Source organism: Halpernia sp. GG3, from assembly GCF_052976925.2.
Map to the genome: position 1 here is coordinate 1 of NZ_JBRIIR020000014.1, position 22,518 is coordinate 22,518.

Genomic DNA, 22,518 nt, shown 5'->3' on the forward strand with positions numbered 1-22,518 from the left:
TACCGCATTTTGCATGGTGATCTTGTAGAAATCGTTGTCAAGAATCGAATTCAGCTTTACTAAAGGCATGGAAGATAAATTTTAATGAAAGATAAGAAAAATTTGAAACTGGATTGCAATTTTTTAGCCAATTTAAAACAAGCAAATTTACTTTTTAATAAATTTAAAAATTTTGGAACTCGTAGGTGTTTTTAAGAAAATAACGTAAGCTCCTGTTGGAAAAGCACGCACATTAACGCGCAATTTTGATGCGCTGGAATCTTTCAAAATAACTTTGCCACTCATATCGTAAACGGAAATGCTTTCAATTTTTTCATTTACCGCGCGAACGAATAAAATATCAGAAGTTGGATTTGGGTAAATACTTAAATTTTTATCGACTTCTTTGATATTTAAATTTGATTCAACCTTAATTGGTTCGCGAAAAAATGAAATCTCCAAAAAGTAATTGGCGTAATTTTTACTGAAATACGCTTCACAGGTGTAATCCGTATAATTTTCTTGCTTTAATCCATTAATATAGAAATTCTCAGAAGTTGAGCCTTCTTTGTTATTTAAATTTTTAAACCAGGTAAATTGATAGTCAACGCCGGAAAGTGCCTGTTTTAAAATAATATTGTCACCCAGAGCGCCGGAAATAGATTGTGGATCGTCGTATCTTTGAGGTGAGTAGGTAAAATCTATAAATTTCGGATTGGTCTCTAAAAATATTTTAACATCCGTAAGTGAAAAGCGGTTGTTATCGATAAAAGTAAGCGCCGGAAGTTTAGTTGGGATCGCACCAGAAAGCTGATTTCCCGTTAAAGATAACATTTGAAGTTTTGAAAGTTGCAAAAGATCGGAAGGAAAACTGTCTTTTAATAAATTGTTATTTAAATAAAGTTGTTCCAGATTTTTTAGATTCAAAAGAGATGAAAAATTCGCTGACAGTAAATTTCTGCCTAAATTTAGATGGACGAGATTCGTAAATGTGCCAATATTTGAAGGCAGATTTTGCAGTAAATTATTTTCAAAGGAAAGCCACTCAAGATTTTTTAAATTATTTAGAGACATTTCGAAGTTTGTGGCTAATAGATTTCGGCTTAAATCCAAAGAGGTAAGTTGTGTCAAATCCCCAAGTTGCGTTGGTAAAGTGGTTAGTTGGTTTCCAGCTAAATTTAAATCAGTAAGGTTGGTTAAATTAGAAAGATAATTAAATCCAGTTTTTAACTGGTTGTCGCTCAGATCTAAAACTTGTAGATGGCTTGAAATCGATACTTTTTGTGGTACTGATTTCAAGCTAAGATCAGCAATATTTAAAACTGTTAATTGTGTAAAATTTTGTAGCAATAAATCCAGATCTGAAATTGTAAATAGATTATGGCCGATAGAAAACTCTGTAAGTGCGGAAAGTGAAGAGAGAGCAGCTGAAGGATCTCCAGTCAGTTTGTTGTCGTTGATGCTTAAAGTAGTTAAGTTAGATAAACTTCCAATACTTGGCGAAACTTCACCTAGAAGATTATTATTACTAAGGTCCAAAATCTGAAGATTCGTAAAAGCAGCTAAATTGCCAGGAAAATTTCCAGATAAAGCATTGCCTTGCAATTTTATTTCAGAGACAGTGTGATTTTTAATTTTAATGCCATACCAGTTTTGTGGATCTTTTGTTAAATCCCAAGATTGACTCCAGTTCACGCCATTTGTGCTTTGGTAAATAGAAATTAACGCGTCTCTCTCAGCTGAAGAAATGCTATACTGTGCTGTTAAAAACTGAGTAAAAAAGATAAAAAATAAAATTTTTTTCAACGATATAAATTTGATATTTTCAATGATTATTTAGAAATAAATGTTAAAAATAATTTCTTTAATCGTAATTTTAATTTAGAGTTCAAATATATTTAATTTCAGCGAAGTAAAAACTTTTTTTTATACTGATTTATAAAAAGTTACGTATGTTATTGTACAATCAAATAAATTTCTTACTTTTGCACCCTGAATTATTTAAAACAAAAAGCAATTAAATGCCTACTATTCAACAATTAGTAAGAAAAGGAAGAGCCACACTTGCCAAGAAGAGCAAATCGGCTGCTTTGGATTCTTGTCCACAAAAACGCGGTGTTTGTACGAGAGTATACACCACAACTCCTAAGAAACCTAACTCTGCACTACGTAAAGTAGCGCGTGTAAGACTTTCTAATGGGAAAGAAGTTAACGCCTACATCCCGGGCGAAGGACATAATCTCCAAGAGCACTCGATAGTATTGGTACGAGGCGGAAGGGTGAAAGACCTACCGGGAGTAAGATATCACATTGTGAGAGGTGCTTTAGACACTGCAGGAGTTAGTGGAAGAACACAAAGAAGATCCAAGTACGGAGCTAAAAGACCTAAACCAGGCGCGGTAGCAGCTGCTCCGGCTAAAGGCAAGAAAAAATAATCATTAATAAGGTACAGAAACAATGAGAAAGACAAAAGCTAAAAAAAGACCGTTGTTACCAGATCCAAAATTTAATGATCAGTTGGTAACAAGATTTGTGAATAATTTAATGTTTGACGGTAAAAAATCCATCGCATTTAAAATATTTTACGATGCATTAGAAATCGTAGAAAGTAGAAAAGGAGAAAATGAAAAAACTTCTTTGGAGATTTGGAAAGATGCCCTTACAAATGTAATGCCTCATGTAGAGGTGCGATCAAAGAGAGTAGGTGGTGCTAACTTCCAAATTCCTATGCCGATTAGAGCTGATAGAAAAATTTCTATGGCTATGAAATGGTTAATAAAATATTCTACTGCAAGAAATGATAAATCTATGGCTAATAAATTAGCTGCAGAGATCATTGCTGCTGCAAAAGAAGAAGGTGCGGCTGTTAAAAAGAAAACAGACACTCATAAAATGGCTGAAGCGAATAAAGCATTTTCACACTTTAGATTTTAATTAAATGAGTAGAGACCTAAGATATACACGTAATATAGGTATTGCTGCACACATTGATGCCGGTAAAACTACCACTACGGAGAGGATTTTATTCTATACAGGTAAAACTCATAAGATTGGAGAGGTGCACGATGGTGCTTCTACAATGGATTGGATGGAGCAAGAGGCAGAAAGAGGTATTACAATTACTTCTGCTGCAACTACTTGTGAATGGAATTTCCCCACAACTCAGGGTAAAAAATTACCTGAGACGATGCCTTATCACTTTAATATTATTGATACTCCTGGACACGTAGATTTTACGGTAGAGGTAAACAGATCATTAAGAGTTTTAGACGGTTTGGTATTTTTATTTTCAGCAGTTGACGGTGTGGAGCCACAATCTGAGACTAACTGGAGATTAGCTGATAACTACAAAGTAGCCAGAATGGGCTTCGTGAATAAAATGGACCGTCAAGGTGCAGATTTCTTAAATGTAGTGAAGCAAGTGAAAGAAATGTTAGGTTCTAATGCAGTTCCTATCGTTTTACCAATCGGCGCTGAAGAAACTTTTAAAGGTGTTGTAGATTTAATTAAAAACAGAGCGATTGTTTGGGATGAAGAAGGACAAGGTGCCACTTATGAAATAGTGCCAATTCCTGAAGACATGAAAGCAGAAGTTCTGGAATACAGAGAAAAATTAGTTGAGGCTGTTGCAGATTATGATGATACTTTGATGGAGAAATTCTTCGAAGATCCAGACTCTATTACTGAAGAGGAAATTAATGAAGCTTTGAGAAAAGCAACGATTGATTTATCTATTATCCCAATGACTTGTGGATCTTCATTTAAAAATAAAGGTGTTCAGTTCATGTTGGATGCAGTTTGTAAATATCTTCCTTCTCCGATGGATAAAGACGATATTGTAGGAATTAATCCAGATACTGACCAAGAAGTTACAAGAAAACCAAGTGTTACTGAGCCGTTCGCAGCATTAGCATTTAAAATTGCAACCGATCCTTTCGTAGGAAGATTAGCATTTTTTAGAGCTTATTCAGGAAGACTTGACGCTGGTTCTTACGTTTTAAATACACGTTCTGACAACAAAGAAAGAATTTCCAGAATTTATCAGATGCACGCTAATAAACAAAACCCAATCGATTATATCGAGGCAGGTGATATTGGTGCAGCAGTTGGATTTAAATCTATCAAAACGGGTGACACACTTTGTGATGAGAAATTCCCAATCGTTTTAGAATCTATGAACTTTCCGGATCCAGTTATTGGTATCGCGGTAGAACCGAAAACTAAAGCAGATCAGGATAAAATGGGTAATGCTTTGGCTAAATTAGCTGAAGAAGATCCTACTTTCCAAGTTAAAACTGACGAAGCTTCTGGTCAAACGATCATTTCAGGAATGGGTGAACTTCACTTAGATATTCTTGTTGATCGTATGAGAAGAGAATTTAAAGTTGAGGTAAACCAAGGTCAGCCACAAGTTGAATATAAAGAAAATCTTACGCAAACAGCCAATCACAGAGAAGTTTACAAAAAGCAATCTGGTGGTAGAGGTAAATTTGCTGATATTGTTTTCACAATTGGTCCAGCTACAGATGGCAAACCAGGTTTGGAATTTGTAAATGAGATTAAAGGTGGTAATATTCCTAAAGAATTTGTTCCATCCGTGGAAAAAGGATTTAAAGAATGTTTGAAAAACGGTCCTTTAGCAGGATTTGAAGTAGAAGGTTTTAAAGTTGTTTTAAAAGATGGTTCCTTCCACCCGGTGGATTCTGATGCTTTATCTTTTGAATTGGCTGCAAAAATGGGCTTCCGTGAAGCTGGACGCGCTGCGAAACCAGTAATTATGGAACCAATAATGAAACTTGAAGTGGTAACGCCAGAGGAATATATGGGAGATATCGTAGGTGACCTTAACAGAAGAAGGGGAACTGTAAACGGTATGGACGATAGAAACAACGCGAAAATCATTAAAGCTTTCGTACCTTTATCTGAAATGTTTGGTTATGTAACTTCATTGAGAACACTTTCTTCTGGTAGAGCAACCTCTTCCATGGAATTTGAAAAATATGAAGCAGCACCACAAAACGTTGCAATTGATGTAATCGCTAAAGCAAAAGGTTAATCTCTAAATTAAATTAAAATGTCACAAAGAATCAGAATAAAATTAAAATCTTATGATTACAATTTAGTAGATAAATCTGCTGAGAAAATCGTAAGAACTGTAAAAGCTACAGGTGCAGTAGTAAATGGACCAATTCCGTTGCCTACTAACAAGAGAATTTTCACAGTGTTGAAATCTCCGCACGTTAACAAAAAAGCAAGAGAGCAATTTCAATTGTCTGCACACAAAAGATTGATGGATATCTATTCATCTTCTTCAAAAACTGTAGATGCATTAATGAAATTAGAACTTCCTTCAGGAGTTGACGTAGAAATTAAAGTATAATGTAATTTGCTTTTCGCCTCGGCGGATAAGAGGCAAAAAATCAAAACTTATTATAAAGAAATCCCCTTTCGCAAGATTGGGGATTTTTTTTGGCAACTATTTCCGCCCTCCGTTCCTAATCTTTTATTTTTTTTCAAAAAAAATAAAAGGATTTCCACTCAGGTCGGGTTGCGAAAGATTCACAGTTTTTACCTTTTTAAAAATTAAATTATTACTTTTAAATAAAATTTATTTAATGAAAAAAATAATTTTTATTTTCCTGCATTTTTATTTTCCGCGCAAACCCACCGTTTTATCTATGAATATCAGTTTAAAACAGATTCTACTGTGGAAAAATACGAAAATGCAAATATGGTTTTAGACATTAATCCGGAAGATGTGAAATTTTACGATCATGCTTACAATGATAGCCGTCGATAGTAAGTTTGAAAATAGAAAAAGATAGATAATTTGGTTTTAGAATGACAATGAAATTTACAGTAGTTAAAATATCATATTTAAAATAATTTTTAATTTTTTAACCATAAATATTTAAAAATGTTTTATTTTTGTTGACTTAAAAATAGTAGATGATTAAAAAATTTACACCTCTAGCAATTGCGTTTATAACATTTTTTTCGCTGAGTGCTAATGCACAATGGACCAAAACGAACGCACCAAGCGTTTTCGCAAAGAAAAGCGATAATTACGGTTATTATAAGCTTGATCTAAATAAAATCCGTACGAGACTCATCACTTCCAGTAAAGTGGGTAAAAATGCGCAGTCCGTAATTATTGAAATGCCAACTGCAGAAGGCAGGATCGAAAAATTTGCTGTTTATAGTTATCCAGTTATGGATGAAGCTTTAGAAGCGAAGTACAGTTTGGGTTCTTATGTTGGGAAAGGTGTTGATGATCCGACAAAATATGTGAGATTCAGCGTAGCACCAAATGATTTTCAATCCATGATGATTAGTGGTGATAAATATGAATTTATAGAACCATCTTCAACCGACAAATCTGTTTACTCTTTGCACAGCAAAAGTATTAAGCAAGGCGGTTTTGTTTGTAATACAAAAGAAAATCCTGCAAGTCAGGCACGAATCCAAAAAATGATGGATCAGGCACAGATTGAAAAATCCAGTAATAAAACATTCCATACACTTCGTTTAGCACTTTCTGTAACTGGTGAATACACTGTTTCATTTGGTGGGACTGCGGGTGCTTTAACACAGATGAATGCAACAATGACTCGTGTAAATGGCGTTTTTGAACAAGAATTTAATACCCACTTGAATATTATAAATGCCCCTAATTTAATATTTACAGATGCGTCAACAGATCCTTATAGTCCAGCTAACAGGATGTGTAAATGGAATAATGAGTTATTGAATACCCTGCATGGCGGTACTTATGGGGTTACAGATGCGAATTTTGATATTGGTCATTTGTTCGGTGCAAGCGGTGGCGGCGGTAACGCTGGTTGTATTGGTTGTATTGGTAGTAACGATGTTTCGACTACATCATATACTGCGGCTGATGGCGGTTGTGGCTACGCATATATATTGCCTAATAATTACAAAGGAAGTGGAATTACTTCACCAGGTTCTGGTACGGCTTCAAATGATAGTTTTGACATTGATTTTGTAGCACATGAAATGGGTCATCAGTTAGGAGACAATCATACTTTCAGCAGGGTAGAAGGTACTGGTGTAGAAGTAGAACCTGGATCTGGTTCAACGATAATGGCGTATGCTGGTGTAACAGGTATTGCTTCGGATGTTCAGCCTCATTCAGATCCCTATTTTCACACGGTAAGTATCGATCAGGTGCAAGCTGCTTTTTTAAGTATTCCTGGGGTTGCTGCGGATACACCGATTGCTAATAATGGACCAATTGTTCCAGCCTTAACAAAGGTTTACAACATTCCTTTAGACACAGCATTTGTATTAACAGCTAGTGCGACGGATCCAGAAAATAATCCACTTACATATTGTTGGGAGCAGGTAGATCCTGCTACAACAGGTGCGACCTTTACTACGCAAACAAATTTTGGCAAAAGTGCAGATACAGGAGCTAGTTTTAGATCTTTGTTACCAACCACGAATCCCACACGATATTTCCCAAAATTATCCACAGTTCTCAGTGGCTCACTTAGAAATACTACTGATTGGGAGGCCGCTTCACCTGTTGCAAGAACTACCAATTTCCGCATAACTGTCCGTGATAATGTTTCTGGCGGACAAGCTCAAACTGCATATGCTACTCAGAAAATCATTGTTGGTAATACACCTGCATTTACAGTTGCGGCAAAAACTGGAGTTGCAGGTTCACCAGTTACATTAACTTGGGTGGTTTCTGGAACAAATGTTTTACCTTATAATGTAACGAATGTAAAAATAGATTACACTAATGATGCTGGAGCCACTTGGAATGTTCTTGTTGCAACTACTGCAAACAATGGTTCTGCTAGTGTAACTTTTCCAATTACATTAGGAGCTTCTACCCCATATGTAAGAGTTTCTGCAATTGGTAATGTCTTTTATGCAGTAAATAAAATTACTTTAACTGCAAATTTGGCAACAAGTGAATTAGAAAAAAATAAATTTCAAATCTATCCAAATCCCGCAAAAGATATTCTTTTTGTAAGAAATGCTTCTGTAAAATCTGGGTACATTATTTATGACATCACAGGAAGAGTAGTCTTAAAAGGAAATTTAAACAACGGTGAAATTAAGGTTTCTAGTTTATCAAAAGGAGTCTATGTTATTTCGCTAAATAATGCCGGTAAAACATTAACATCTAAATTTATAAAAGAATAGATTAAATGCAGTAAGCTAAATAGAAAAGCTTTTTCATTAACATGGAGAGGCTTTTTTAAATTTTCATAAAGAAAATTTTACTTTTTCTGTTAAGCTTATTTATAATCTCTCCCTGTAAAATTGGATTTAGAAGAAATTTTATTAAACTTATTTCCATAATTTTTATTTACGCATGTAAAAATTAAAGTAAAGACAACTGCTTTTTAAATCTTGTACTGTTTTTGTATTATAATAGTCCTTCTTCAAAATTGCGAAAGATGTGCGAAATTTTGTGTTTTTAATGTTATCCAATCGCGCTTGTTCTGCGTCAGATTCAGCTTGGTATTCTTTGTCTTCGTATTTGATTTCTTTTTTGTTCGCCTTCTCAAATTGGTAATATTTCCCCTGTTCTGCACTTGCAATCTGAAATAAAAGTTCTGCCTTTTCTTCTTTATTTTTATTTAAGGAAAATGTTTTTTGCCGTTTCAAAATCAGCTTGCCTCATTGCAAAATCTCCATAAATCTCATTAAAGAAAGATTCTGTGTCACCCACATTATTTAAGTTTAATGCAATATATTTTTCGAAACTATTTTTATTTTCTTTACGATAAAAAGCTTCTACTTTCCGCACCAGTTTAGGATTTGGATTATATTGTAGATCTGACAGTTGGTTGTTCATTAAAAAAGATTTTGCATCCTCACCTTGGAGAAAATAACGGTTCGCAAGAATATCCTGCAAGAAATCTTTTGTCAGCATAATCATAATCTGAATTATTTTTCTTGATCGGTTTATTAAAAAATTCCGTATAATTCTGCATCATTTTATTTTCAAATACGGTGTCAATTTTCGGTTGCGAAACAATATCATTCAGCATTTTCATTTTTTTTATTTCTGCTAAATATTGCAGGTCAGTAGTTTTTATTTTACTTAAAATTTCTTGACTCTTAGAATAATCTCTGTTTAAAAATTTCACATAAGCGTCCGTCATTTGCCAATAAACGTCATCAGATTTTACGCGGGTTTTTGTGCTAAATGAATTTATTTCTTTTATGAAATCCATACTTTTCCCGTCGCCCATGTCATAAGTAGAAGTGAAAATTGGTAGTCGTTTGTCTTTCATCTTACAATTTGGATCATCACAATTAATGTAAACTGGTAGATAAGAACGTCCCGGTTCATTAATGGAACGCGCAACCAGAACTTTTAAAATATCAGAATCTGCATTATTTGCCAGCATTTTTTCCATTAAAGGAACCGGATTGCTGTAAGTGGAATAAGCCAGAAGAAAGCAAGCCATATTTTTTTCTTCAGACGTTTCTGCTTTGGATAATAATGATTGAAAATTGCTGTTATTGCTAAGTTTCATAGATGTGAAAGCACTTTCTTTTCTATTTTTAGAATGAATGAAAATCTGAAAGAAATCCCAGTTTGCGGCATTCATCTGTTTCAAACCTCTCTCTGCGCCGGCTTTTTGGTCTAAAGTGTAATAATAAATTGGCGTATCTTTTTTTAAAGGTTCTGCATAAGTTTTAAATGCCGAAACTGCTTCTTTATAATGTCTTGTGTAATGATTATACCTTACAATTTGGTAAGTGTAACGTAATTTTATTTCTAGATTTTTTGCTGCAGAATATAACTTTTAAGTGCCGCGATGGTTTTAGAATAATTAAGTTGTGTGGTGTTTTTTGAATTACTTGCTTCGGTCTGATAAAATGAATCCTAATTTTCAACAAAATTAATTCTCATGTAAGGTTCCAGATATTTCGCTTCTATTAAATAATCTAAAGCTTCTTTGTTTTTGGTGTAAAAATCTTTTCCTAATTTTTTAAAGAGATCGTTTGTAAGTTTCCCCGCTTTTAAATTATCTAAATGTTTTAGGTCAATTTTTGTAACAAGGGCTTGGGTCTCTTCATATGTGAGTTTATTTTTAAAGAAATTTTGCCAAGCCTCAATATTCTCATCTGGGATTTGCGAAGTTTTGCTTCCGTAAAATGCTTCTGAATAGGTAACTAAAAATGGTGTGTAAGTTTTATTTTGAATTAAATCTTGCGTAAAAAGATTAAAATAGTCAAAATCTGGATCTGACCAGGAACAGGCTTTGGATTCACCATATAAAATTAAAATTACGACTAAAATTAATTTTTTTTCATAGTTTGTAATTTTTTATAAAGCGACTGTCTAGTTGATAGTATATAATATTGTAAAATGTGATTTTTTCATTTATAAAAGCTAAAGTTTCATCCAGATCTTTTTGGGTGATCGTTTCAATTTTTATTTTAAAACCTTTGCTTAAATACATACCGAAGTAGAAATCATCTTTTAAAACTTCAAAATTATTCAGAGATATTTTCTTAAAATTATCATTTTTTTCTAGGGCTTCTGATGATAAAGTATTGATCAATTTATGATTTCCCAAATGATTGGTGAGGATTCCCCAGGAATAGATTGGCAACGCAATGTCCATATGTAAAGGATAATGACTTAGTCTCGCAAGATAATTTTTTAAAGTAGGGATATCCAAAATTGAATTTTTTGTCGAATTATCTAAAGGAGAAGAAGTCGCGTAACACATGAGATAAACTTTATCAACGGGCGGAATACCAATTAAACCTTTGTCTTTTACTTGGTGCAATCTTAAAGTGCAGGTGATTTTTCTATGGGAAATTTTCTTTAGCGTTTCGAGTAATTTAAAATATTCTTCGTTTGTTCCACCGGTCCAGTCACAGTCTATCTGTATTTCATCAGATAAAGTGAGTTGCAGCTCTTTGCTTTTTCTAATAATTAAGTTAAAAATACTTTTCGCTAAAAAATTGATTTCTTCCCCTTTAATATCATATAAAACTTCATTTTTAATAAAAACAACGGGCACAATTTTTTTATTGGTTATAAAACTCGCGTCTTTCGTAATAACACCAACCGGCTGAAATTTTCCGTCAATTTTATCAATATCAAAAAAGCGTGTGTAAAGAAGGGGAACTTTAGAATTAACGAGCGCAGTTTTTTCTTCTTTATTTAAACTTAAGTTGGTTCGCCAGTAGTAAAAAGTATGATCATGCGAAGTTAATTTTCCGCAAGCGCTCAAAATTATTAGACAAAACAGAAGAAGCAAAATTTTCATTTTCAAATTTATTAAAATTAAGGTAAAGTCGCTTTATTGAATTATTTAGATTAATTACAAATTCCGAATATTTAGTTAAAGTTTAAAAATAACTTGCATAGTTTTAGTTTTAGATTCGTAATACATTAACCAACAAAAACAATGTATTATGAAAAAAGTTTTATTATTAGCGGCTTTTGGAGTTGCTGGCGTTATGGGTGCGAAAGAGTCTAATGGTAGTGTTTCCAAGAGCAGCAGCGCTATTTTTCAAAAAGTACCGCCGGGTAATTGTCGTGTAATCGTTATTAGAAATAACGAAGAAAACACGGTTCATACCACTGTAGCGTGTATGATCACACAAGTACTGAGGCAAGCGCAGAGGCTTGCCAAAAGAAGCAAGAAGAGGCCTTGGCAGCTGCTATTGCCGCAGGCTAGTGCAGCAACTTTTAAAATAATCTTAAAATATTGCCCATTCAAACGGGCAATTTTATATTTTTACAGCAATGAAAACAAATATTCACTTTTTTATACTTAGCTTTTTTTGTGTGCAATTGGGCGCCCAAGGATTTCAGATTAACTATCGGTACAGTGTTTTCAATAAATATGCAAATCAATGGTATAAATTTCCTGCCGTGCTCAATTTAGATACTCTATCTGCGGAAAAATATTATAACGTCATTTTTGGTATTGATAAGCAGGTAAAAGCCCAGCAAAACACATTTTCTTCTAAAGGTAGCTCGCAATATGTTCTTTTTTACACACCTAAAGGTGGAAATATAATTTCTGAGCGGGTTTATACGGTTAAAGAGAAGGATTACGTTTTTGAAGATAGGTATAGTATGACTTGGAAAACAAGTGCAGAAACTAAACTGCGAGATGGCTTAATTTTAAATAAAGCGGAGACAGACTTCCGTGGTAGGCATTACATTGCTTGGTACAATTCCAAGATCAAAGTAAGCGTTGGCCCATGGAAATTTATAAATACGCCAGGTCTTTTGTACGAAATTGCGGATAGAGAAAACCTTTTTAAGTGGGAGTTGGAAATAATTAATAATGTTAAAGAAAAAATAGAAAATCCTTTCAGTAGTTATAAGGGCGAAATTTTATCTTATCACGAGTTTCCAGAATTGCGGTATGGCCTTTCATTAGAAAAAAAAAGAGAATTAGAACGCAATCCAAATGATAATGCTTTGATTTTAGAACGTAATGGATTAGAAAAAACGTTTGAATGGGAACAATAAAAAAAGCAATACTTCTGATATTCTTAGCACTATTTTGTGAGTTACCTTTTGCACAGAACTACAAGGTGGGTTTTGATGTTAGGTTTCAACCCAAGATAGGCGATACTGCTACGATAACAGAACGCTACAATCTGCAAATCAACACGCAGAAAGGCGAGTCGTTTTTTAATTTTGAGGAGCCTTATGGCGAGTATAATAGTTCAATTTTTAAAAACTATAAGACAAATAATATCATTGAATTTGAAATTATTCAGCATGGGGATTATAAACAAAATCTTTTTTCAAATTTTAAATGGGAATTATCATTGGATAAGAAAGAAATATTGGGAATACTTTGTAACAGTGCGACAGTAAATTTTGGCGATCGACAATGGAAAGCTTGGTATGCAGTGTCTTTACCTATACAAGACGGCCCCTATAAATTCTGCGGTTTGCCTGGTTTGATTTTGGAGATTGGCTCAGACGATGCTGAATATAGATTTATAGCAACAATTATCGAAAAAAATAATCTTGAAATTGATCTTCCAGAGGCGACTTCATTTGGCACGATAGCTAATGAGATAAAATTCAAAGAAAACCTGGTAAAAGACCCTTCAATGCTGGTCTACGCACGAGAAAAGCAAACGGGCTTGTCTTCTTCCGCCACATTTAATGGTACTGCAATTGTAACGTCTGGCGCAGAATTTAACCAGAAATTTTGGGATTGGATGAAGTCTCACAATAACCCAGTTGAAAAGGATGATATTTGGGTCAGATAACAAATTACTCTTTATTATTCAATATATTTTCCAAATTATAAATCTCAATTAGTTTGAGATTTTTTTATTTCGGAATTTTACAATTATTTTTAATTGCATCATTGTCAATTAAAAATATATTCTTACATTTGCACACTCAATTTAAGGAAGAAGTGTGCCTATTTCAAACCTAGAAATTACTGAAACTTAAGTTAGACAACCAGAATATAAATAGATATATAAAAATAATGTCAGGTATTATTGGAAAAAAGATCGGGATGACTTCTTTGTTTGACGCAAACGGCAAAAATATGCCGTGTACCGTTATTCAAGCAGGTCCTTGCTCGGTTTTACAGGTCAGAACCAAAGAAAAAGATGGGTACGTTAGTGCACAACTAGGTTTCGATGACAAGAGTGAAAAGAACGTTGGTAAAGCGTTAATCGGCCATTTTAAAAAGGCTGGTTCTACTCCAAAAGCTAAGTTAGTAGAATTCTATCATGAGTTCGTAAAAACTTTAAGCGTAGGAGATGAAGTGAAAGTGAACCTTTTTAAAGAAGGTGAATTCGTAGATGTTACGGGAACTTCAAAAGGTAAGGGTTTCCAAGGGGTTGTAAAAAGACACAACTTTGCGGGAGTAATGCAGGCCACTCATGGACAGCACAATAGATTGAGAGCTCCAGGTTCCATCGGTGCAGGTTCCGATCCTTCAAGAGTATTTAAAGGAATGAGAATGGCAGGAAGAATGGGTGGTGACAAAGTTACCGTTCAAAACCTTCAAGTGTTAAAAGTAGACGAAGAGCAAAATCTTTTAGTAGTAAAAGGCGCGATTCCGGGAGCAAAAAATTCTTATGTAATTATTAGAAAATGGAATTAGTAGTATTAAATACATCAGGAAAAGAAACCGGAAGAAAAGTAACGTTTGATGATTCCGTTTTCGGTATTGAGCCAAACCAACACGCGGTTTACTTAGAAGTGAAGCAATATCTTGCCGCTCAGCGACAAGGGACAAGCAAGTCTAAAGAGAGAAGTGAAATTACAGGATCTACCAAGAAACTTAAGAAACAAAAGGGTTCAGGATCTGCGAGATACGGTGATATTAAATCTCCAATCTTTAGAGGTGGTGGTCGTATTTTCGGTCCAAAACCAAGAGATTATAGATTTAAACTGAATAAAGCGCTAAAAAGATTAGCTAAAAAATCAGTCCTTTCTCAGAAAATGAGAGACAACAGCATTACAGTTTTAGAAGATTTATCTTTTGATGCACCAAAAACCAAAGATTTTATCAAGTTGCTTGCAGCTTTAGAATTAACTGGTAAAAAAGCATTATTTATTCTTCCTGAAGCCAATAAAAATGTGTATTTGTCTTCTAGAAATTTACCAAAAACAAAAGTGATGAACTATAATGAAATTAGTTCTTACGATATTGTTCACGCTGGTGAAGTAATTTTCTTAGAAGGTGCAATAGAGAAATTTCAAGAAAACTTAAAGAAATAAATCATGTCGATTATCATTAAACCAATTATTTCGGAAAAAGCGAACTACTTGCAAGATTTAAGAGGTGCTTATTCGTTTTTAGTACAACCTAAGGCGAATAAAATCCAAATTAGAAAAGCAGTAGAAGCAATGTACGGTGTAAAAGTAACTGACGTGCGCACTATGATTTATGCACCAAAAGTTTCTTCAAAAAACACTAAAAAAGGACTTCAGGTTGGGAAAACCAACAAATTGAAAAAAGCAGTAGTTTCCCTTGCAGGAGGAGAAGTTATTGACATTTTTGCAACTAACTAAATAAACAATTGTAATGTCTGTTAGAAAATTAAAACCTATCACCCCGGGACAGAGATTCAGAGTTGTAAACAACTTTGAGGAAATTACTACCAACAAACCAGAGAAATCTCTAACAGTTGGTCTAAGTAAATCAGGTGGTCGTAACAATACTGGTAAAATGACCATGCGTTACACCGGAGGTGGACATAAAAAGAAATACAGAATTATCGACTTCAAAAGAAATAAATTTGACGTTGAAGCGACGGTAAAATCTGTAGAATATGATCCAAACAGAACTGCATTTATCGCACTTTTAGAATATGCTGACGGAGAGAAGAGATACATCATCGCTCCACACGGTATTAAAGTAGATCAAAAAGTAGTTTCAGGAGAAACAGTGGAACCAGAAGTGGGGAACGCTATGAAATTGAAAAATATTCCTTTGGGAACAACAATTTCTTGTATTGAATTAAGACCAGGTCAAGGTGCTATTATGGCGAGAAGTGCGGGTTCATCTGCGCAACTTACTTCCAGAGATGGAAAATATGCTATCGTAAAATTACCTTCTGGTGAATCTAGAATGATTTTGGTAGAATGTATCGCAATGGTTGGTTCAGTGTCTAATGGTGATCATCAGTTGACAGTATCTGGTAAAGCAGGTAGAAGCAGATGGTTAGGTATAAGACCTAGAACAAGACCGGTAGTAATGAATCCTGTAGATCACCCAATGGGTGGTGGTGAAGGTAAATCTTCTGGTGGACACCCAAGATCTAGAAACGGTATGCCTGCTAAAGGTTACAAAACTAGAACTAAAAATAAAGCGTCTAACCGTCACATTTTATCTAAAAGAAAATAATTATGTCTAGATCACTTAAAAAAGGACCATTCATTCACTATACATTAGTAAATAAGGTCGAAGCAAACAAAGAGTCTAATAAAAAGACGGTTATAAAAACTTGGTCTCGAGCATCTATGATATCTCCAGACTTTGTAGGTCAAACTTTTGCAGTTCACAACGGGAAATCTTTTATCCCTGTTTATGTTACTGAAAATATGGTTGGTCATAAATTAGGAGAATTCTCACCTACTAGATCTTTTAGAGGTCATGGTGGTAACAAAAATAAAGGAAGCAGATAATGGGATCAAGAAAAAGAGAAAGTGCGTTAGCACGTAAAATAGCAAATCAAGATGTGGCAAAATCTTTATATAATGATTGCCCTTCTTCTCCAAGGAAAATGCGTTTAGTTGCGGATATAATCAGAGGAGTAGAAGTAGATAGAGCATTATCTATTCTTAAATTTTCCAAAAAAGGTGCTTCTATTAAATTAGAAAAAGTATTACTTTCTGCGATGGCTAACTGGCAATCTAAGAACGAAGGACAAGATATTGAAGAAGCAAACTTGATCGTGAAAGAAATTATGGTTGATAGCGCAAGACAATTGAAAAGATTACGACCTGCACCACAAGGTAGAGGACACAGAATCAGAAAGAGATCTAACCACATTACCTTGATTTTAGGTGATAAAACAGTAAATCAATAATCTAGTTATGGGACAGAAAACAAATCCAATTGGCAATAGATTAGGAATCATTAAAGGATGGGATTCTAACTGGTATGGTGGAAAAGATTATGGAGATAGACTCGCAGAAGATTATAAAATCAGAAGATACCTAGAGGCAAGATTGTCTAAAGGTGGAATCTCTAAGATTTATATTGAAAGAACATTGAAACTTGTTACAGTTACTATTACTACTGCAAGACCAGGTTTAATTATCGGGAAAGGTGGTTCTGAAGTAGATAAATTGAAAGAAGAATTAAAAAAATTAACTGGAAAAGATATTCAAATTAATATTTTTGAGATCAAAAGACCAGAACTTGACGCAGTTTTAGTTGCTGATAGTATTGCAAAACAAATTGAAAATAGAATTTCTTATAGAAGAGCTGTCAAAATGTCAATTGCAAGTACTATGAGAATGGGTGCAGAGGGTATTAAAGTACAGATTTCCGGCAGATTGAACGGTGCGGAAATGGCAAGATCTGAGAACTTTAAAGAAGGTAGAATTCCTTTATCTACATTTAGAGCAGATATCGATTATCACATTGCTGAAGCCAATACTACTTACGGGAAGTTAGGTGTGAAAGTATGGATCATGAAAGGAGAGGTTTACGGTAAGAGAGATCTTACGCCATTAGTTGGTCAGCAGAAAAAAGGACCAGCAAGCGGAGGAAACCGTGGAGATAGAGACAACCGAGGCGATAGAGATAATCGTGGAGGTGATCGTGATAGAAGACCATCAAGAGATAGAAAATAATTAAAAATTTTAGGCCACAATTTTAAACGACCGTTACTTTTTTAAAATTCTAATCTAAAATTCAATCTAAAATTTAAATTATGTTACAACCAAAAAGAACCAAGTTCCGAAAAGTTCATAAGATGAAAATGAAGGGGATTGCCCAAAGAGGGAATCAACTTGCTTATGGAACATTTGGCATCAAAGCTAATGACGGCGCTTGGGTTACTGCAAGACAAATTGAAGCAGCGCGTATTGCTGCAACAAGATATATGAAAAGAGAGGGTCAACTTTGGATCAAAATATTTCCAGATAAGCCAATTACTAAAAAGCCAGCCGAAGTAAGGATGGGTAAAGGTAAAGGTGCAGTGGAATATTGGGTATCTGTAGTGAAACCTGGTAAAATAATGTTCGAAGTAGGAGGTGTTCCTTATGACGTGGCTAAAGAAGCATTGCGTCTTGCCGCTCAGAAACTTCCAATAACTACTAGATTTGTAGTAGCGAATGATTTTGTTAAACCTCAATAATCTTAATAGAAATGAAAAAAGCTGACATCAAAAATTTAAGCGCAGGGGATATTCAAAATAAATTGACTGAATTAAAAGCAGATTTTAATAAACTTAAAATAACGCACGCGATCAGTCCTGTTGAAAACCCAATTCAAATAAAAGATTTGAGAAGAACAATCGCGAGACTAGAAACTGAGTTAACAATCAAACAACAATAGAATTTCATTTTATCATGGATAGAAATTTAAGAAAAGAAAGAATAGGAGTAGTTTCCAGCAATAAAATGGAAAAGACCATTGTTGTAAGTGAAACAACCAGAGTAAAGCACCCAATGTACGGGAAATACGTTTTAAAAACGAAGAAATATACGGCTCATGATGAAAATAATGAGTGCAACGAAGGTGATACAGTAGAGATTATTGAGACAAGACCTTTGAGCAAAAGTAAGAGATGGAGATTAGTAAGAATCATTGAAAAAGCTAAATAATGTTACAAACAGAATCAAGATTAAAAGTAGCTGATAATACCGGTGCAAAAGAAGTATTGGTGATCAGAGTTCTGGGTGGTACCAGAAGAAGATATGCTTCCGTAGGTGACAAAATTGTAGTAACAATTAAAGATTCTTCACCCTCAGGAACTGCAAAAAAAGGACAGGTTTCTAAAGCTGTTGTTATTCGTACTAAAAAAGCGGTAAGAAGAAAAGACGGATCTTACATCAAATTTGATGATAATGCTTGTGTACTTCTTAATACAACAGGAGAAATGAGAGGAACACGTGTTTTCGGCCCAGTTGCTAGAGAATTACGTGACAAAGAATATATGAAAATCATTTCATTAGCCCCGGAGGTTTTATAAATTTTAAATTTAAAAAAAATGACAAAGTTAAAAATCAAAAGAGGCGATAACGTAATCATCACTACCGGAAGAAAAGAAATCAAAGGTAAAACAGGTGAGGTTATTGAAGTGATTAGAAAAGAAAACAAAGACGCTAGAGTAATTGTTGCCGGTTTAAATATCGTGAAAAGACACACAAAACCTTCTGCTGGAAATCCACAAGGAGGAATTGTTGAAAAAGAAGCTTCTGTACATATTTCCAATGTAATGCTAATCGATCCTAAAGATAATAAAGGAACTAAAGTAGGTTACAAGATGGATGGTGACAAGAAAGTAAGAATTTCAAAATCATCTGGTAACACTTTATAATAATTAAGAAGATGGAATATATAGCAAGACCGAAGCTAAACTATAACGAAAAAATTGTTCCTGCAATGATGGAAGAATTTGGGTACAAATCCATAATGGAAGTTCCTAAATTACTTAAAATCTGTCTTTCCCAAGGTTTGGGAGAAGCAACTGCAGACAAGAAAATTGTAGATTACGCTGTAGATGAAATGACACAGATCACAGGTCAAAAAGCGGTAGGTACAATCTCTAAGAAAGATGAAGCTGCTTTCAAATTAAGAAAAGGGATGCCAGTTGGGGCAAGAGTGACGCTAAGAGCACATAAAATGTATGAGTTTTTAGATAGATTGACTTCTTCTGCTTTACCACGTATTAGAGATTTTTCTGGTATTAAAGCCGATGGTTTTGATGGTAGAGGAAACTATAATCTTGGTATTACTGAGCAAATCATTTTCCCAGAGATTGCAATTGATAAAGTAAAGAAAATACAAGGTATGGATATTACTTTTGTAACTTCAGCTAAAACCGATAAAGAAGCAAAATCGTTACTTGCTCATTTCGGATTACCTTTTAAAAAGAACTAAGAAATGGCAAAAGAATCAATGAAAGCGCGTGAGCGCAAAAGAGAGGCTACTGTAGCAAAATATGCTGAAAAAAGAAAAGCTCTAAAAGCAGCAGGTGATTTTGAAGGACTTCAAAAATTACCAAAAGATGCTTCACCAGTAAGATTACACAACAGATGTAAATTAACTGGAAGACCAAGAGGATATATGAGAACTTTCGGCTTATCTAGAGTAACATTTAGAGAAATGGCTAACAAAGGTCTTATCCCAGGAGTGAAAAAAGCCAGTTGGTAATAATTTAGAAAAATCGAGGTGAGAAAGTTTTTAAGGATCATCCTTTTAAATACTGCTCATCATAAACCAATAATTTAAAATGAAGAAATGGTAACAGATCCAATTTCAGATTTCCTAACTAGAGTAAGGAACGCACAAAGCGCAGGCCACAAAGTGGTGGATATTCCTGCATCGAAAATTAAGAAGGAGATTACGAAAATCCTATTTGAACAAGGTTATATCTTAAACTACAAGTTTGAAGAAAGCGCTGTTCAGGGGAATATCAAAATCGCTCTTAAATATGACAAGCAAACAACTAAAGGGACTATTAAGTCTATTCAGAGAGCTTCAAGACCTGGTCTTAGACAATACAAGGGATCGCAAGATCTTCCTAGAGTATTGAACGGTCTTGGTGTTGCGATCATCTCTACCTCCCATGGTTTGATGACGGACAAAAAAGCCCGCAAAGAAAAATTAGGTGGTGAAGTAATTTGCTATGTTTATTAATTGTAAAAAAGGAAGAAATGTCTAGAATTGGTAAATCCATTATAAAAATTCCTGCCGGTGTTACAGTTAGCGTTAAAGATGACGTAGTAACAGTTAAAGGTCCCAAAGGAGAACTTCATCAGACTCTTACGGAAGGTATTACTTTAGGTCAGGAAGATGGTGTCATTACAATGAGCCGTCCTTCAGAATCTAAGTCACACAAAGCATTACACGGTCTTTACAGAGCGTTAATAAATAATATGATTATTGGGACTGCCGAGGGTTTCACTAAAAAGTTAGAATTGGTAGGTGTAGGTTATAGAGCAGCTAGTACGGGTAACCGTTTAGATCTGTCTTTAGGCTTTTCACACGGTATCGTGCTGAATCTTCCTTCGGAGGTAAGCGTAGAAACATTGACTGAGAAAGGGAAAAACCCGATCATTACTTTAAATTCTTATGATAACCAACTTTTAGGAATGGTTGCTGCAAAGATCAGATCTTTCAGAAAGCCTGAGCCATATAAAGGAAAAGGTGTAAGATTCGTAGGTGAGATAGTAAGAAGAAAAGCCGGTAAATCTGCATAAAATTTAAAGAAATGTCATTAACAAAAACTCAAAAAAGAAACAGAATTAAAAGTAGAGTAAGAGGTAAGATTTCAGGATCTGCGTCTTTACCAAGACTTTCTGTTTATAAAAGTAATAAAGAAATCTACGCACAGTTAGTAGACGACTTAGATGGTAAAACTTTAGCTTCCGCTTCTTCAAGAGAGAAGGGGGTAGACGCTAAAGGTACAAAGACAGAAATTTCTGCCGCTGTTGGTAAAAAAATTGCTGAAAAAGCAAAAGCTGCAGGTATAGAAAAAATAGTATTTGATAGAAATGGTTTCGTGTACCACGGTAGAGTGAAAGCTTTAGCAGACGGTGCAAGAGAAGGTGGTTTGAAATTTTAAAATTAAAGAATTATGTTAGGATTTGACAATATAGAAAGAGTAAAACCAGGAGGCCTAGAATTAGCAGATCGTTTGGTTTCAGTTAATAGAGTTACTAAAGTAACTAAAGGTGGTAGAGCATTCGGTTTTTCAGCTATCGTGGTAGTTGGGAATGATAATGGTAGTCATCGGATTCGGATCTAGGTAAATCTAAAGACGTTTCTTCAGCTATTGCAAAAGCAGTAGAAGATGCTAAGAAAAATTTAGTAAAAATTCCGGTAATAAATAATCAGTTCCTCACAAACACGAAGGCAAGATTCGGCGGTGCGCATATATTTTTAATTCCCGCCTCTGCAGGTACAGGTGTTATTGCTGGTGGTGCTGTTCGTTCAGTTCTTAGAATCAGTCAGGGATTCACGATATTCTTTCGAAATCTCAAGGTTCTTCCAACCCTCACAACGTTGTAAAGGCAACTTTCGAAGCTTTATTACAAATTAGAAAGCGCTGAGACAATTGCAAAACAAAGAGGTGTTTCTTTAGATAAAGTTTTTAACGGTTAATATCAAGGAAACTATGGCTAAATAATTAGTAAAACAAGTAAGAAGCGCTATTGGTAGAACCAAGACTCAAAAGAGAACGCTTGAAGCATTAGGCTTAAAAAGACTTCACCAAGTAGTAGAACATGATGATTCTCCAGCTATCTTAGGGATGGTTGCAGCAGTTAGTCACCTATTAGAAGTAACTAAATAATTTTAAATAAGACGTTAGAAGTTAGAACCCAGATTTTAAATTAATTTTCGGATATAATTTATTTTCAACTCTAATTTCTAACCTCTCATATAACATCTATAATCATGAATTTAAATACTATTAGACCAGCAAGTGGTGCAACTCACAACTCTAAAAGAATTGGCCGTGGTCAAGGAAGTGGAAAAGGTGGTACTTCTGCAAAAGGTCATAAAGGTCAAAAATCAAGATCTGGTTACTCCAGAAAAATCGGTTTTGAAGGTGGGCAGATGCCAATTCAAAGAAGATTACCAAAATTTGGTTTTACCAATATCAACAGAAAAGAATACAGAGCTATCAATATTGATACACTTCAGATCTTAGCAGATACCAAAAATATCACTGAGATTACTCAAGATGTATTGGTGGAGCATGGCTTAGCTAAAAAAAGTGAAATCGTAAAGATTATGGGAAGAGGTGAATTGAAAACTGGTGTTTCAATTTCTGCTCATAAATTCACAAAATCTGCCGAAGAAGCAATTTCTAAGGCTGGAGGTAAAGCAGTTATTCTATAAT

General features: G+C 34.5%; 31 protein-coding genes and 2 pseudogenes. 28 read left to right on the plus strand and 5 right to left on the minus strand.

The window, feature by feature from the left end; all coding sequences use genetic code 11:
* Nucleotides 1-147 precede the first annotated feature (147 nt).
* Complete coding sequence (locus ACVBED_RS07435; RefSeq protein ID WP_473094789.1) at nucleotides 148-1,785, minus strand: leucine-rich repeat domain-containing protein; 1,638 nt, start codon at nucleotides 1,783-1,785, stop codon at nucleotides 148-150.
* 215 nt (nucleotides 1,786-2,000) lie between these two features.
* Between ACVBED_RS07435 and rpsL the strand changes: the two genes are divergently transcribed.
* The 5 genes from rpsL (at nucleotide 2,001) to ACVBED_RS07460 (ending at nucleotide 8,160) form a co-directional block, all read left to right on the plus strand.
* Nucleotides 2,001-2,414: a 30S ribosomal protein S12 gene (gene rpsL / locus ACVBED_RS07440; protein ID WP_447121252.1), complete on the plus strand. Its 414-nt coding sequence runs from the start codon at nucleotides 2,001-2,003 to the stop codon at nucleotides 2,412-2,414.
* Nucleotides 2,415-2,436: 22 nt separating this feature from the next.
* On the plus strand, nucleotides 2,437-2,913 hold the full coding sequence (gene rpsG / locus ACVBED_RS07445) for a 30S ribosomal protein S7 (RefSeq protein ID WP_473094790.1): 477 nt from the start codon (nucleotides 2,437-2,439) through the stop codon (nucleotides 2,911-2,913).
* Between the two features lie 4 nt (nucleotides 2,914-2,917).
* On the plus strand, nucleotides 2,918-5,035 hold the full coding sequence (gene fusA, locus ACVBED_RS07450) for an elongation factor G (RefSeq protein WP_447121253.1): 2,118 nt from the start codon (nucleotides 2,918-2,920) through the stop codon (nucleotides 5,033-5,035).
* Nucleotides 5,036-5,053: 18 nt separating this feature from the next.
* Nucleotides 5,054-5,359 carry a 30S ribosomal protein S10 gene (gene rpsJ, locus ACVBED_RS07455; protein ID WP_090079689.1) on the plus strand — a complete coding sequence of 102 codons (306 nt, stop codon included), beginning with the start codon at nucleotides 5,054-5,056 and terminating at the stop codon, nucleotides 5,357-5,359.
* Nucleotides 5,360-5,928: 569 nt separating this feature from the next.
* A complete protein-coding gene (locus ACVBED_RS07460) occupies nucleotides 5,929-8,160 on the plus strand; it encodes a zinc-dependent metalloprotease (protein WP_447121254.1) in 2,232 nt (743 codons plus the stop codon).
* Nucleotides 8,161-8,322: 162 nt separating this feature from the next.
* Here the strand turns inward: ACVBED_RS07460 and ACVBED_RS07465 are convergent, their stop codons facing one another.
* From ACVBED_RS07465 to ACVBED_RS07480, 4 genes are all read right to left on the minus strand, one after another.
* Nucleotides 8,323-8,628 (minus strand): hypothetical protein, encoded by a 306-nt coding sequence (locus tag ACVBED_RS07465; RefSeq protein WP_447121255.1) that lies wholly within the window; start codon nucleotides 8,626-8,628, stop codon nucleotides 8,323-8,325.
* On the minus strand, nucleotides 8,597-8,818 hold the full coding sequence (locus tag ACVBED_RS07470; RefSeq protein WP_447121256.1) for a hypothetical protein: 222 nt from the start codon (nucleotides 8,816-8,818) through the stop codon (nucleotides 8,597-8,599). The genes ACVBED_RS07465 and ACVBED_RS07470 overlap by 32 nt, the downstream gene beginning before the upstream one ends.
* 19 nt (nucleotides 8,819-8,837) lie before the next feature.
* On the minus strand, nucleotides 8,838-9,581 hold the full coding sequence (locus tag ACVBED_RS07475; RefSeq protein ID WP_447121257.1) for a hypothetical protein: 744 nt from the start codon (nucleotides 9,579-9,581) through the stop codon (nucleotides 8,838-8,840).
* Between the two features lie 705 nt (nucleotides 9,582-10,286).
* Complete coding sequence (locus tag ACVBED_RS07480; protein WP_473094791.1) at nucleotides 10,287-11,258, minus strand: hypothetical protein; 972 nt, start codon at nucleotides 11,256-11,258, stop codon at nucleotides 10,287-10,289.
* 148 nt (nucleotides 11,259-11,406) lie between these two features.
* Between ACVBED_RS07480 and ACVBED_RS07485 the strand changes: the two genes are divergently transcribed.
* The 23 genes and pseudogenes from ACVBED_RS07485 (at nucleotide 11,407) to rplO (ending at nucleotide 22,517) form a co-directional block, all read left to right on the plus strand.
* On the plus strand, nucleotides 11,407-11,772 hold the full coding sequence (locus tag ACVBED_RS07485) for a hypothetical protein (protein ID WP_473094792.1): 366 nt from the start codon (nucleotides 11,407-11,409) through the stop codon (nucleotides 11,770-11,772).
* Nucleotides 11,741-12,478, plus strand: coding sequence for a GLPGLI family protein (locus tag ACVBED_RS07490; RefSeq protein WP_473094793.1), 738 nt, complete (start codon nucleotides 11,741-11,743; stop codon nucleotides 12,476-12,478). Before ACVBED_RS07485 ends, ACVBED_RS07490 begins: the two co-directional genes overlap by 32 nt.
* On the plus strand, nucleotides 12,466-13,236 hold the full coding sequence (locus tag ACVBED_RS07495) for a GLPGLI family protein (RefSeq protein ID WP_447121261.1): 771 nt from the start codon (nucleotides 12,466-12,468) through the stop codon (nucleotides 13,234-13,236). Before ACVBED_RS07490 ends, ACVBED_RS07495 begins: the two co-directional genes overlap by 13 nt.
* 227 nt (nucleotides 13,237-13,463) lie before the next feature.
* On the plus strand, nucleotides 13,464-14,090 hold the full coding sequence (gene rplC / locus ACVBED_RS07500; RefSeq protein WP_473094794.1) for a 50S ribosomal protein L3: 627 nt from the start codon (nucleotides 13,464-13,466) through the stop codon (nucleotides 14,088-14,090).
* Nucleotides 14,081-14,710 (plus strand): 50S ribosomal protein L4, encoded by a 630-nt coding sequence (gene rplD / locus ACVBED_RS07505; RefSeq protein WP_473094795.1) that lies wholly within the window; start codon nucleotides 14,081-14,083, stop codon nucleotides 14,708-14,710. The genes rplC and rplD overlap by 10 nt, the downstream gene beginning before the upstream one ends.
* 3 nt (nucleotides 14,711-14,713) lie before the next feature.
* A complete protein-coding gene (rplW, locus tag ACVBED_RS07510) occupies nucleotides 14,714-15,004 on the plus strand; it encodes a 50S ribosomal protein L23 (protein WP_090079677.1) in 291 nt (96 codons plus the stop codon).
* Nucleotides 15,005-15,017: 13 nt separating this feature from the next.
* Nucleotides 15,018-15,839, plus strand: coding sequence for a 50S ribosomal protein L2 (gene rplB, locus ACVBED_RS07515; RefSeq protein ID WP_473094796.1), 822 nt, complete (start codon nucleotides 15,018-15,020; stop codon nucleotides 15,837-15,839).
* Between the two features lie 2 nt (nucleotides 15,840-15,841).
* Nucleotides 15,842-16,120 (plus strand): 30S ribosomal protein S19, encoded by a 279-nt coding sequence (gene rpsS / locus ACVBED_RS07520; protein ID WP_090079675.1) that lies wholly within the window; start codon nucleotides 15,842-15,844, stop codon nucleotides 16,118-16,120.
* On the plus strand, nucleotides 16,120-16,524 hold the full coding sequence (gene rplV / locus ACVBED_RS07525) for a 50S ribosomal protein L22 (protein ID WP_447121263.1): 405 nt from the start codon (nucleotides 16,120-16,122) through the stop codon (nucleotides 16,522-16,524). The genes rpsS and rplV overlap by 1 nt, the downstream gene beginning before the upstream one ends.
* A 7-nt stretch (nucleotides 16,525-16,531) precedes the next feature.
* Complete coding sequence (rpsC, locus tag ACVBED_RS07530) at nucleotides 16,532-17,296, plus strand: 30S ribosomal protein S3 (protein WP_473094797.1); 765 nt, start codon at nucleotides 16,532-16,534, stop codon at nucleotides 17,294-17,296.
* Nucleotides 17,297-17,376: 80 nt separating this feature from the next.
* Nucleotides 17,377-17,802 carry a 50S ribosomal protein L16 gene (gene rplP / locus ACVBED_RS07535; protein WP_447121264.1) on the plus strand — a complete coding sequence of 142 codons (426 nt, stop codon included), beginning with the start codon at nucleotides 17,377-17,379 and terminating at the stop codon, nucleotides 17,800-17,802.
* Nucleotides 17,803-17,813: 11 nt separating this feature from the next.
* Nucleotides 17,814-18,002 carry a 50S ribosomal protein L29 gene (gene rpmC, locus ACVBED_RS07540; RefSeq protein ID WP_447121265.1) on the plus strand — a complete coding sequence of 63 codons (189 nt, stop codon included), beginning with the start codon at nucleotides 17,814-17,816 and terminating at the stop codon, nucleotides 18,000-18,002.
* An 11-nt stretch (nucleotides 18,003-18,013) separates the two neighbouring features.
* Nucleotides 18,014-18,271, plus strand: coding sequence for a 30S ribosomal protein S17 (gene rpsQ / locus ACVBED_RS07545; protein WP_447121534.1), 258 nt, complete (start codon nucleotides 18,014-18,016; stop codon nucleotides 18,269-18,271).
* Entirely contained in the window at nucleotides 18,271-18,639 is a 369-nt protein-coding gene (gene rplN, locus ACVBED_RS07550; protein WP_090079669.1) for a 50S ribosomal protein L14, read from the plus strand. The genes rpsQ and rplN overlap by 1 nt, the downstream gene beginning before the upstream one ends.
* Before the next feature lie 18 nt (nucleotides 18,640-18,657).
* Nucleotides 18,658-18,987, plus strand: a complete 330-nt coding sequence (gene rplX, locus ACVBED_RS07555; protein WP_090079668.1) for a 50S ribosomal protein L24 — start codon at nucleotides 18,658-18,660, stop codon at nucleotides 18,985-18,987.
* Between the two features lie 11 nt (nucleotides 18,988-18,998).
* Nucleotides 18,999-19,550, plus strand: a complete 552-nt coding sequence (gene rplE, locus ACVBED_RS07560; protein ID WP_447121266.1) for a 50S ribosomal protein L5 — start codon at nucleotides 18,999-19,001, stop codon at nucleotides 19,548-19,550.
* A gap of 3 nt (nucleotides 19,551-19,553) precedes the next feature.
* The gene (gene rpsN, locus ACVBED_RS07565; RefSeq protein ID WP_090079666.1) at nucleotides 19,554-19,823 is read left to right on the plus strand and encodes a 30S ribosomal protein S14; all 270 of its coding nucleotides are present in this window, start codon (nucleotides 19,554-19,556) and stop codon (nucleotides 19,821-19,823) included.
* Between the two features lie 87 nt (nucleotides 19,824-19,910).
* Entirely contained in the window at nucleotides 19,911-20,309 is a 399-nt protein-coding gene (gene rpsH, locus ACVBED_RS07570; protein ID WP_447121267.1) for a 30S ribosomal protein S8, read from the plus strand.
* 17 nt (nucleotides 20,310-20,326) lie between these two features.
* Nucleotides 20,327-20,872, plus strand: a complete 546-nt coding sequence (rplF, locus tag ACVBED_RS07575) for a 50S ribosomal protein L6 (protein ID WP_447121268.1) — start codon at nucleotides 20,327-20,329, stop codon at nucleotides 20,870-20,872.
* 11 nt (nucleotides 20,873-20,883) lie between these two features.
* The gene (gene rplR / locus ACVBED_RS07580; protein WP_447121269.1) at nucleotides 20,884-21,237 is read left to right on the plus strand and encodes a 50S ribosomal protein L18; all 354 of its coding nucleotides are present in this window, start codon (nucleotides 20,884-20,886) and stop codon (nucleotides 21,235-21,237) included.
* Nucleotides 21,238-21,249: 12 nt separating this feature from the next.
* A pseudogene (rpsE, locus tag ACVBED_RS07585) lies at nucleotides 21,250-21,776 on the plus strand (30S ribosomal protein S5).
* A 28-nt stretch (nucleotides 21,777-21,804) separates the two neighbouring features.
* A pseudogene (gene rpmD / locus ACVBED_RS07590) lies at nucleotides 21,805-21,966 on the plus strand (50S ribosomal protein L30); the annotation flags it as partial.
* Nucleotides 21,967-22,070: 104 nt separating this feature from the next.
* Nucleotides 22,071-22,517 (plus strand): 50S ribosomal protein L15, encoded by a 447-nt coding sequence (gene rplO / locus ACVBED_RS07595; RefSeq protein WP_473094798.1) that lies wholly within the window; start codon nucleotides 22,071-22,073, stop codon nucleotides 22,515-22,517.
* The last annotated feature ends 1 nt before the right edge of the window (nucleotide 22,518 follow it).

What these genes read in the sequence shown, in the direction of transcription:
- rpsJ (WP_090079689.1), top strand. Translation starts at nt 5,054, where the DNA reads ATGTCACAAAGAATCAGAATAAAATTAAAATCTTATGATTACAATTTA.
- rplD (WP_473094795.1), top strand. Translation starts at nt 14,081, where the DNA reads ATGGAATTAGTAGTATTAAATACATCAGGAAAAGAAACCGGAAGAAAA.
- ACVBED_RS07490 (WP_473094793.1), top strand. Translation starts at nt 11,741, where the DNA reads ATGAAAACAAATATTCACTTTTTTATACTTAGCTTTTTTTGTGTGCAA.
- fusA (WP_447121253.1), top strand. Translation starts at nt 2,918, where the DNA reads ATGAGTAGAGACCTAAGATATACACGTAATATAGGTATTGCTGCACAC.
- rpsG (WP_473094790.1), top strand. Translation starts at nt 2,437, where the DNA reads ATGAGAAAGACAAAAGCTAAAAAAAGACCGTTGTTACCAGATCCAAAA.
- rplV (WP_447121263.1), top strand. Translation starts at nt 16,120, where the DNA reads ATGGGATCAAGAAAAAGAGAAAGTGCGTTAGCACGTAAAATAGCAAAT.
- rpsS (WP_090079675.1), top strand. Translation starts at nt 15,842, where the DNA reads ATGTCTAGATCACTTAAAAAAGGACCATTCATTCACTATACATTAGTA.
- rplC (WP_473094794.1), top strand. Translation starts at nt 13,464, where the DNA reads ATGTCAGGTATTATTGGAAAAAAGATCGGGATGACTTCTTTGTTTGAC.
- rpsL (WP_447121252.1), top strand. Translation starts at nt 2,001, where the DNA reads ATGCCTACTATTCAACAATTAGTAAGAAAAGGAAGAGCCACACTTGCC.
- rplF (WP_447121268.1), top strand. Translation starts at nt 20,327, where the DNA reads ATGTCTAGAATTGGTAAATCCATTATAAAAATTCCTGCCGGTGTTACA.
- rplW (WP_090079677.1), top strand. Translation starts at nt 14,714, where the DNA reads ATGTCGATTATCATTAAACCAATTATTTCGGAAAAAGCGAACTACTTG.
- rplR (WP_447121269.1), top strand. Translation starts at nt 20,884, where the DNA reads ATGTCATTAACAAAAACTCAAAAAAGAAACAGAATTAAAAGTAGAGTA.
- rpmC (WP_447121265.1), top strand. Translation starts at nt 17,814, where the DNA reads ATGAAAAAAGCTGACATCAAAAATTTAAGCGCAGGGGATATTCAAAAT.
- ACVBED_RS07480 (WP_473094791.1), bottom strand. Translation starts at nt 11,258, where the DNA reads ATGAAAATTTTGCTTCTTCTGTTTTGTCTAATAATTTTGAGCGCTTGC.
- rplE (WP_447121266.1), top strand. Translation starts at nt 18,999, where the DNA reads ATGGAATATATAGCAAGACCGAAGCTAAACTATAACGAAAAAATTGTT.
- ACVBED_RS07470 (WP_447121256.1), bottom strand. Translation starts at nt 8,818, where the DNA reads ATGAACAACCAACTGTCAGATCTACAATATAATCCAAATCCTAAACTG.
- rpsC (WP_473094797.1), top strand. Translation starts at nt 16,532, where the DNA reads ATGGGACAGAAAACAAATCCAATTGGCAATAGATTAGGAATCATTAAA.
- ACVBED_RS07495 (WP_447121261.1), top strand. Translation starts at nt 12,466, where the DNA reads ATGGGAACAATAAAAAAAGCAATACTTCTGATATTCTTAGCACTATTT.
- ACVBED_RS07485 (WP_473094792.1), top strand. Translation starts at nt 11,407, where the DNA reads ATGAAAAAAGTTTTATTATTAGCGGCTTTTGGAGTTGCTGGCGTTATG.
- rplN (WP_090079669.1), top strand. Translation starts at nt 18,271, where the DNA reads ATGTTACAAACAGAATCAAGATTAAAAGTAGCTGATAATACCGGTGCA.
- ACVBED_RS07460 (WP_447121254.1), top strand. Translation starts at nt 5,929, where the DNA reads ATGATTAAAAAATTTACACCTCTAGCAATTGCGTTTATAACATTTTTT.
- rplO (WP_473094798.1), top strand. Translation starts at nt 22,071, where the DNA reads ATGAATTTAAATACTATTAGACCAGCAAGTGGTGCAACTCACAACTCT.
- rplP (WP_447121264.1), top strand. Translation starts at nt 17,377, where the DNA reads ATGTTACAACCAAAAAGAACCAAGTTCCGAAAAGTTCATAAGATGAAA.
- rplB (WP_473094796.1), top strand. Translation starts at nt 15,018, where the DNA reads ATGTCTGTTAGAAAATTAAAACCTATCACCCCGGGACAGAGATTCAGA.
- rpsN (WP_090079666.1), top strand. Translation starts at nt 19,554, where the DNA reads ATGGCAAAAGAATCAATGAAAGCGCGTGAGCGCAAAAGAGAGGCTACT.
- rplX (WP_090079668.1), top strand. Translation starts at nt 18,658, where the DNA reads ATGACAAAGTTAAAAATCAAAAGAGGCGATAACGTAATCATCACTACC.
- ACVBED_RS07475 (WP_447121257.1), bottom strand. Translation starts at nt 9,581, where the DNA reads ATGAATGCCGCAAACTGGGATTTCTTTCAGATTTTCATTCATTCTAAA.
- rpsH (WP_447121267.1), top strand. Translation starts at nt 19,911, where the DNA reads ATGGTAACAGATCCAATTTCAGATTTCCTAACTAGAGTAAGGAACGCA.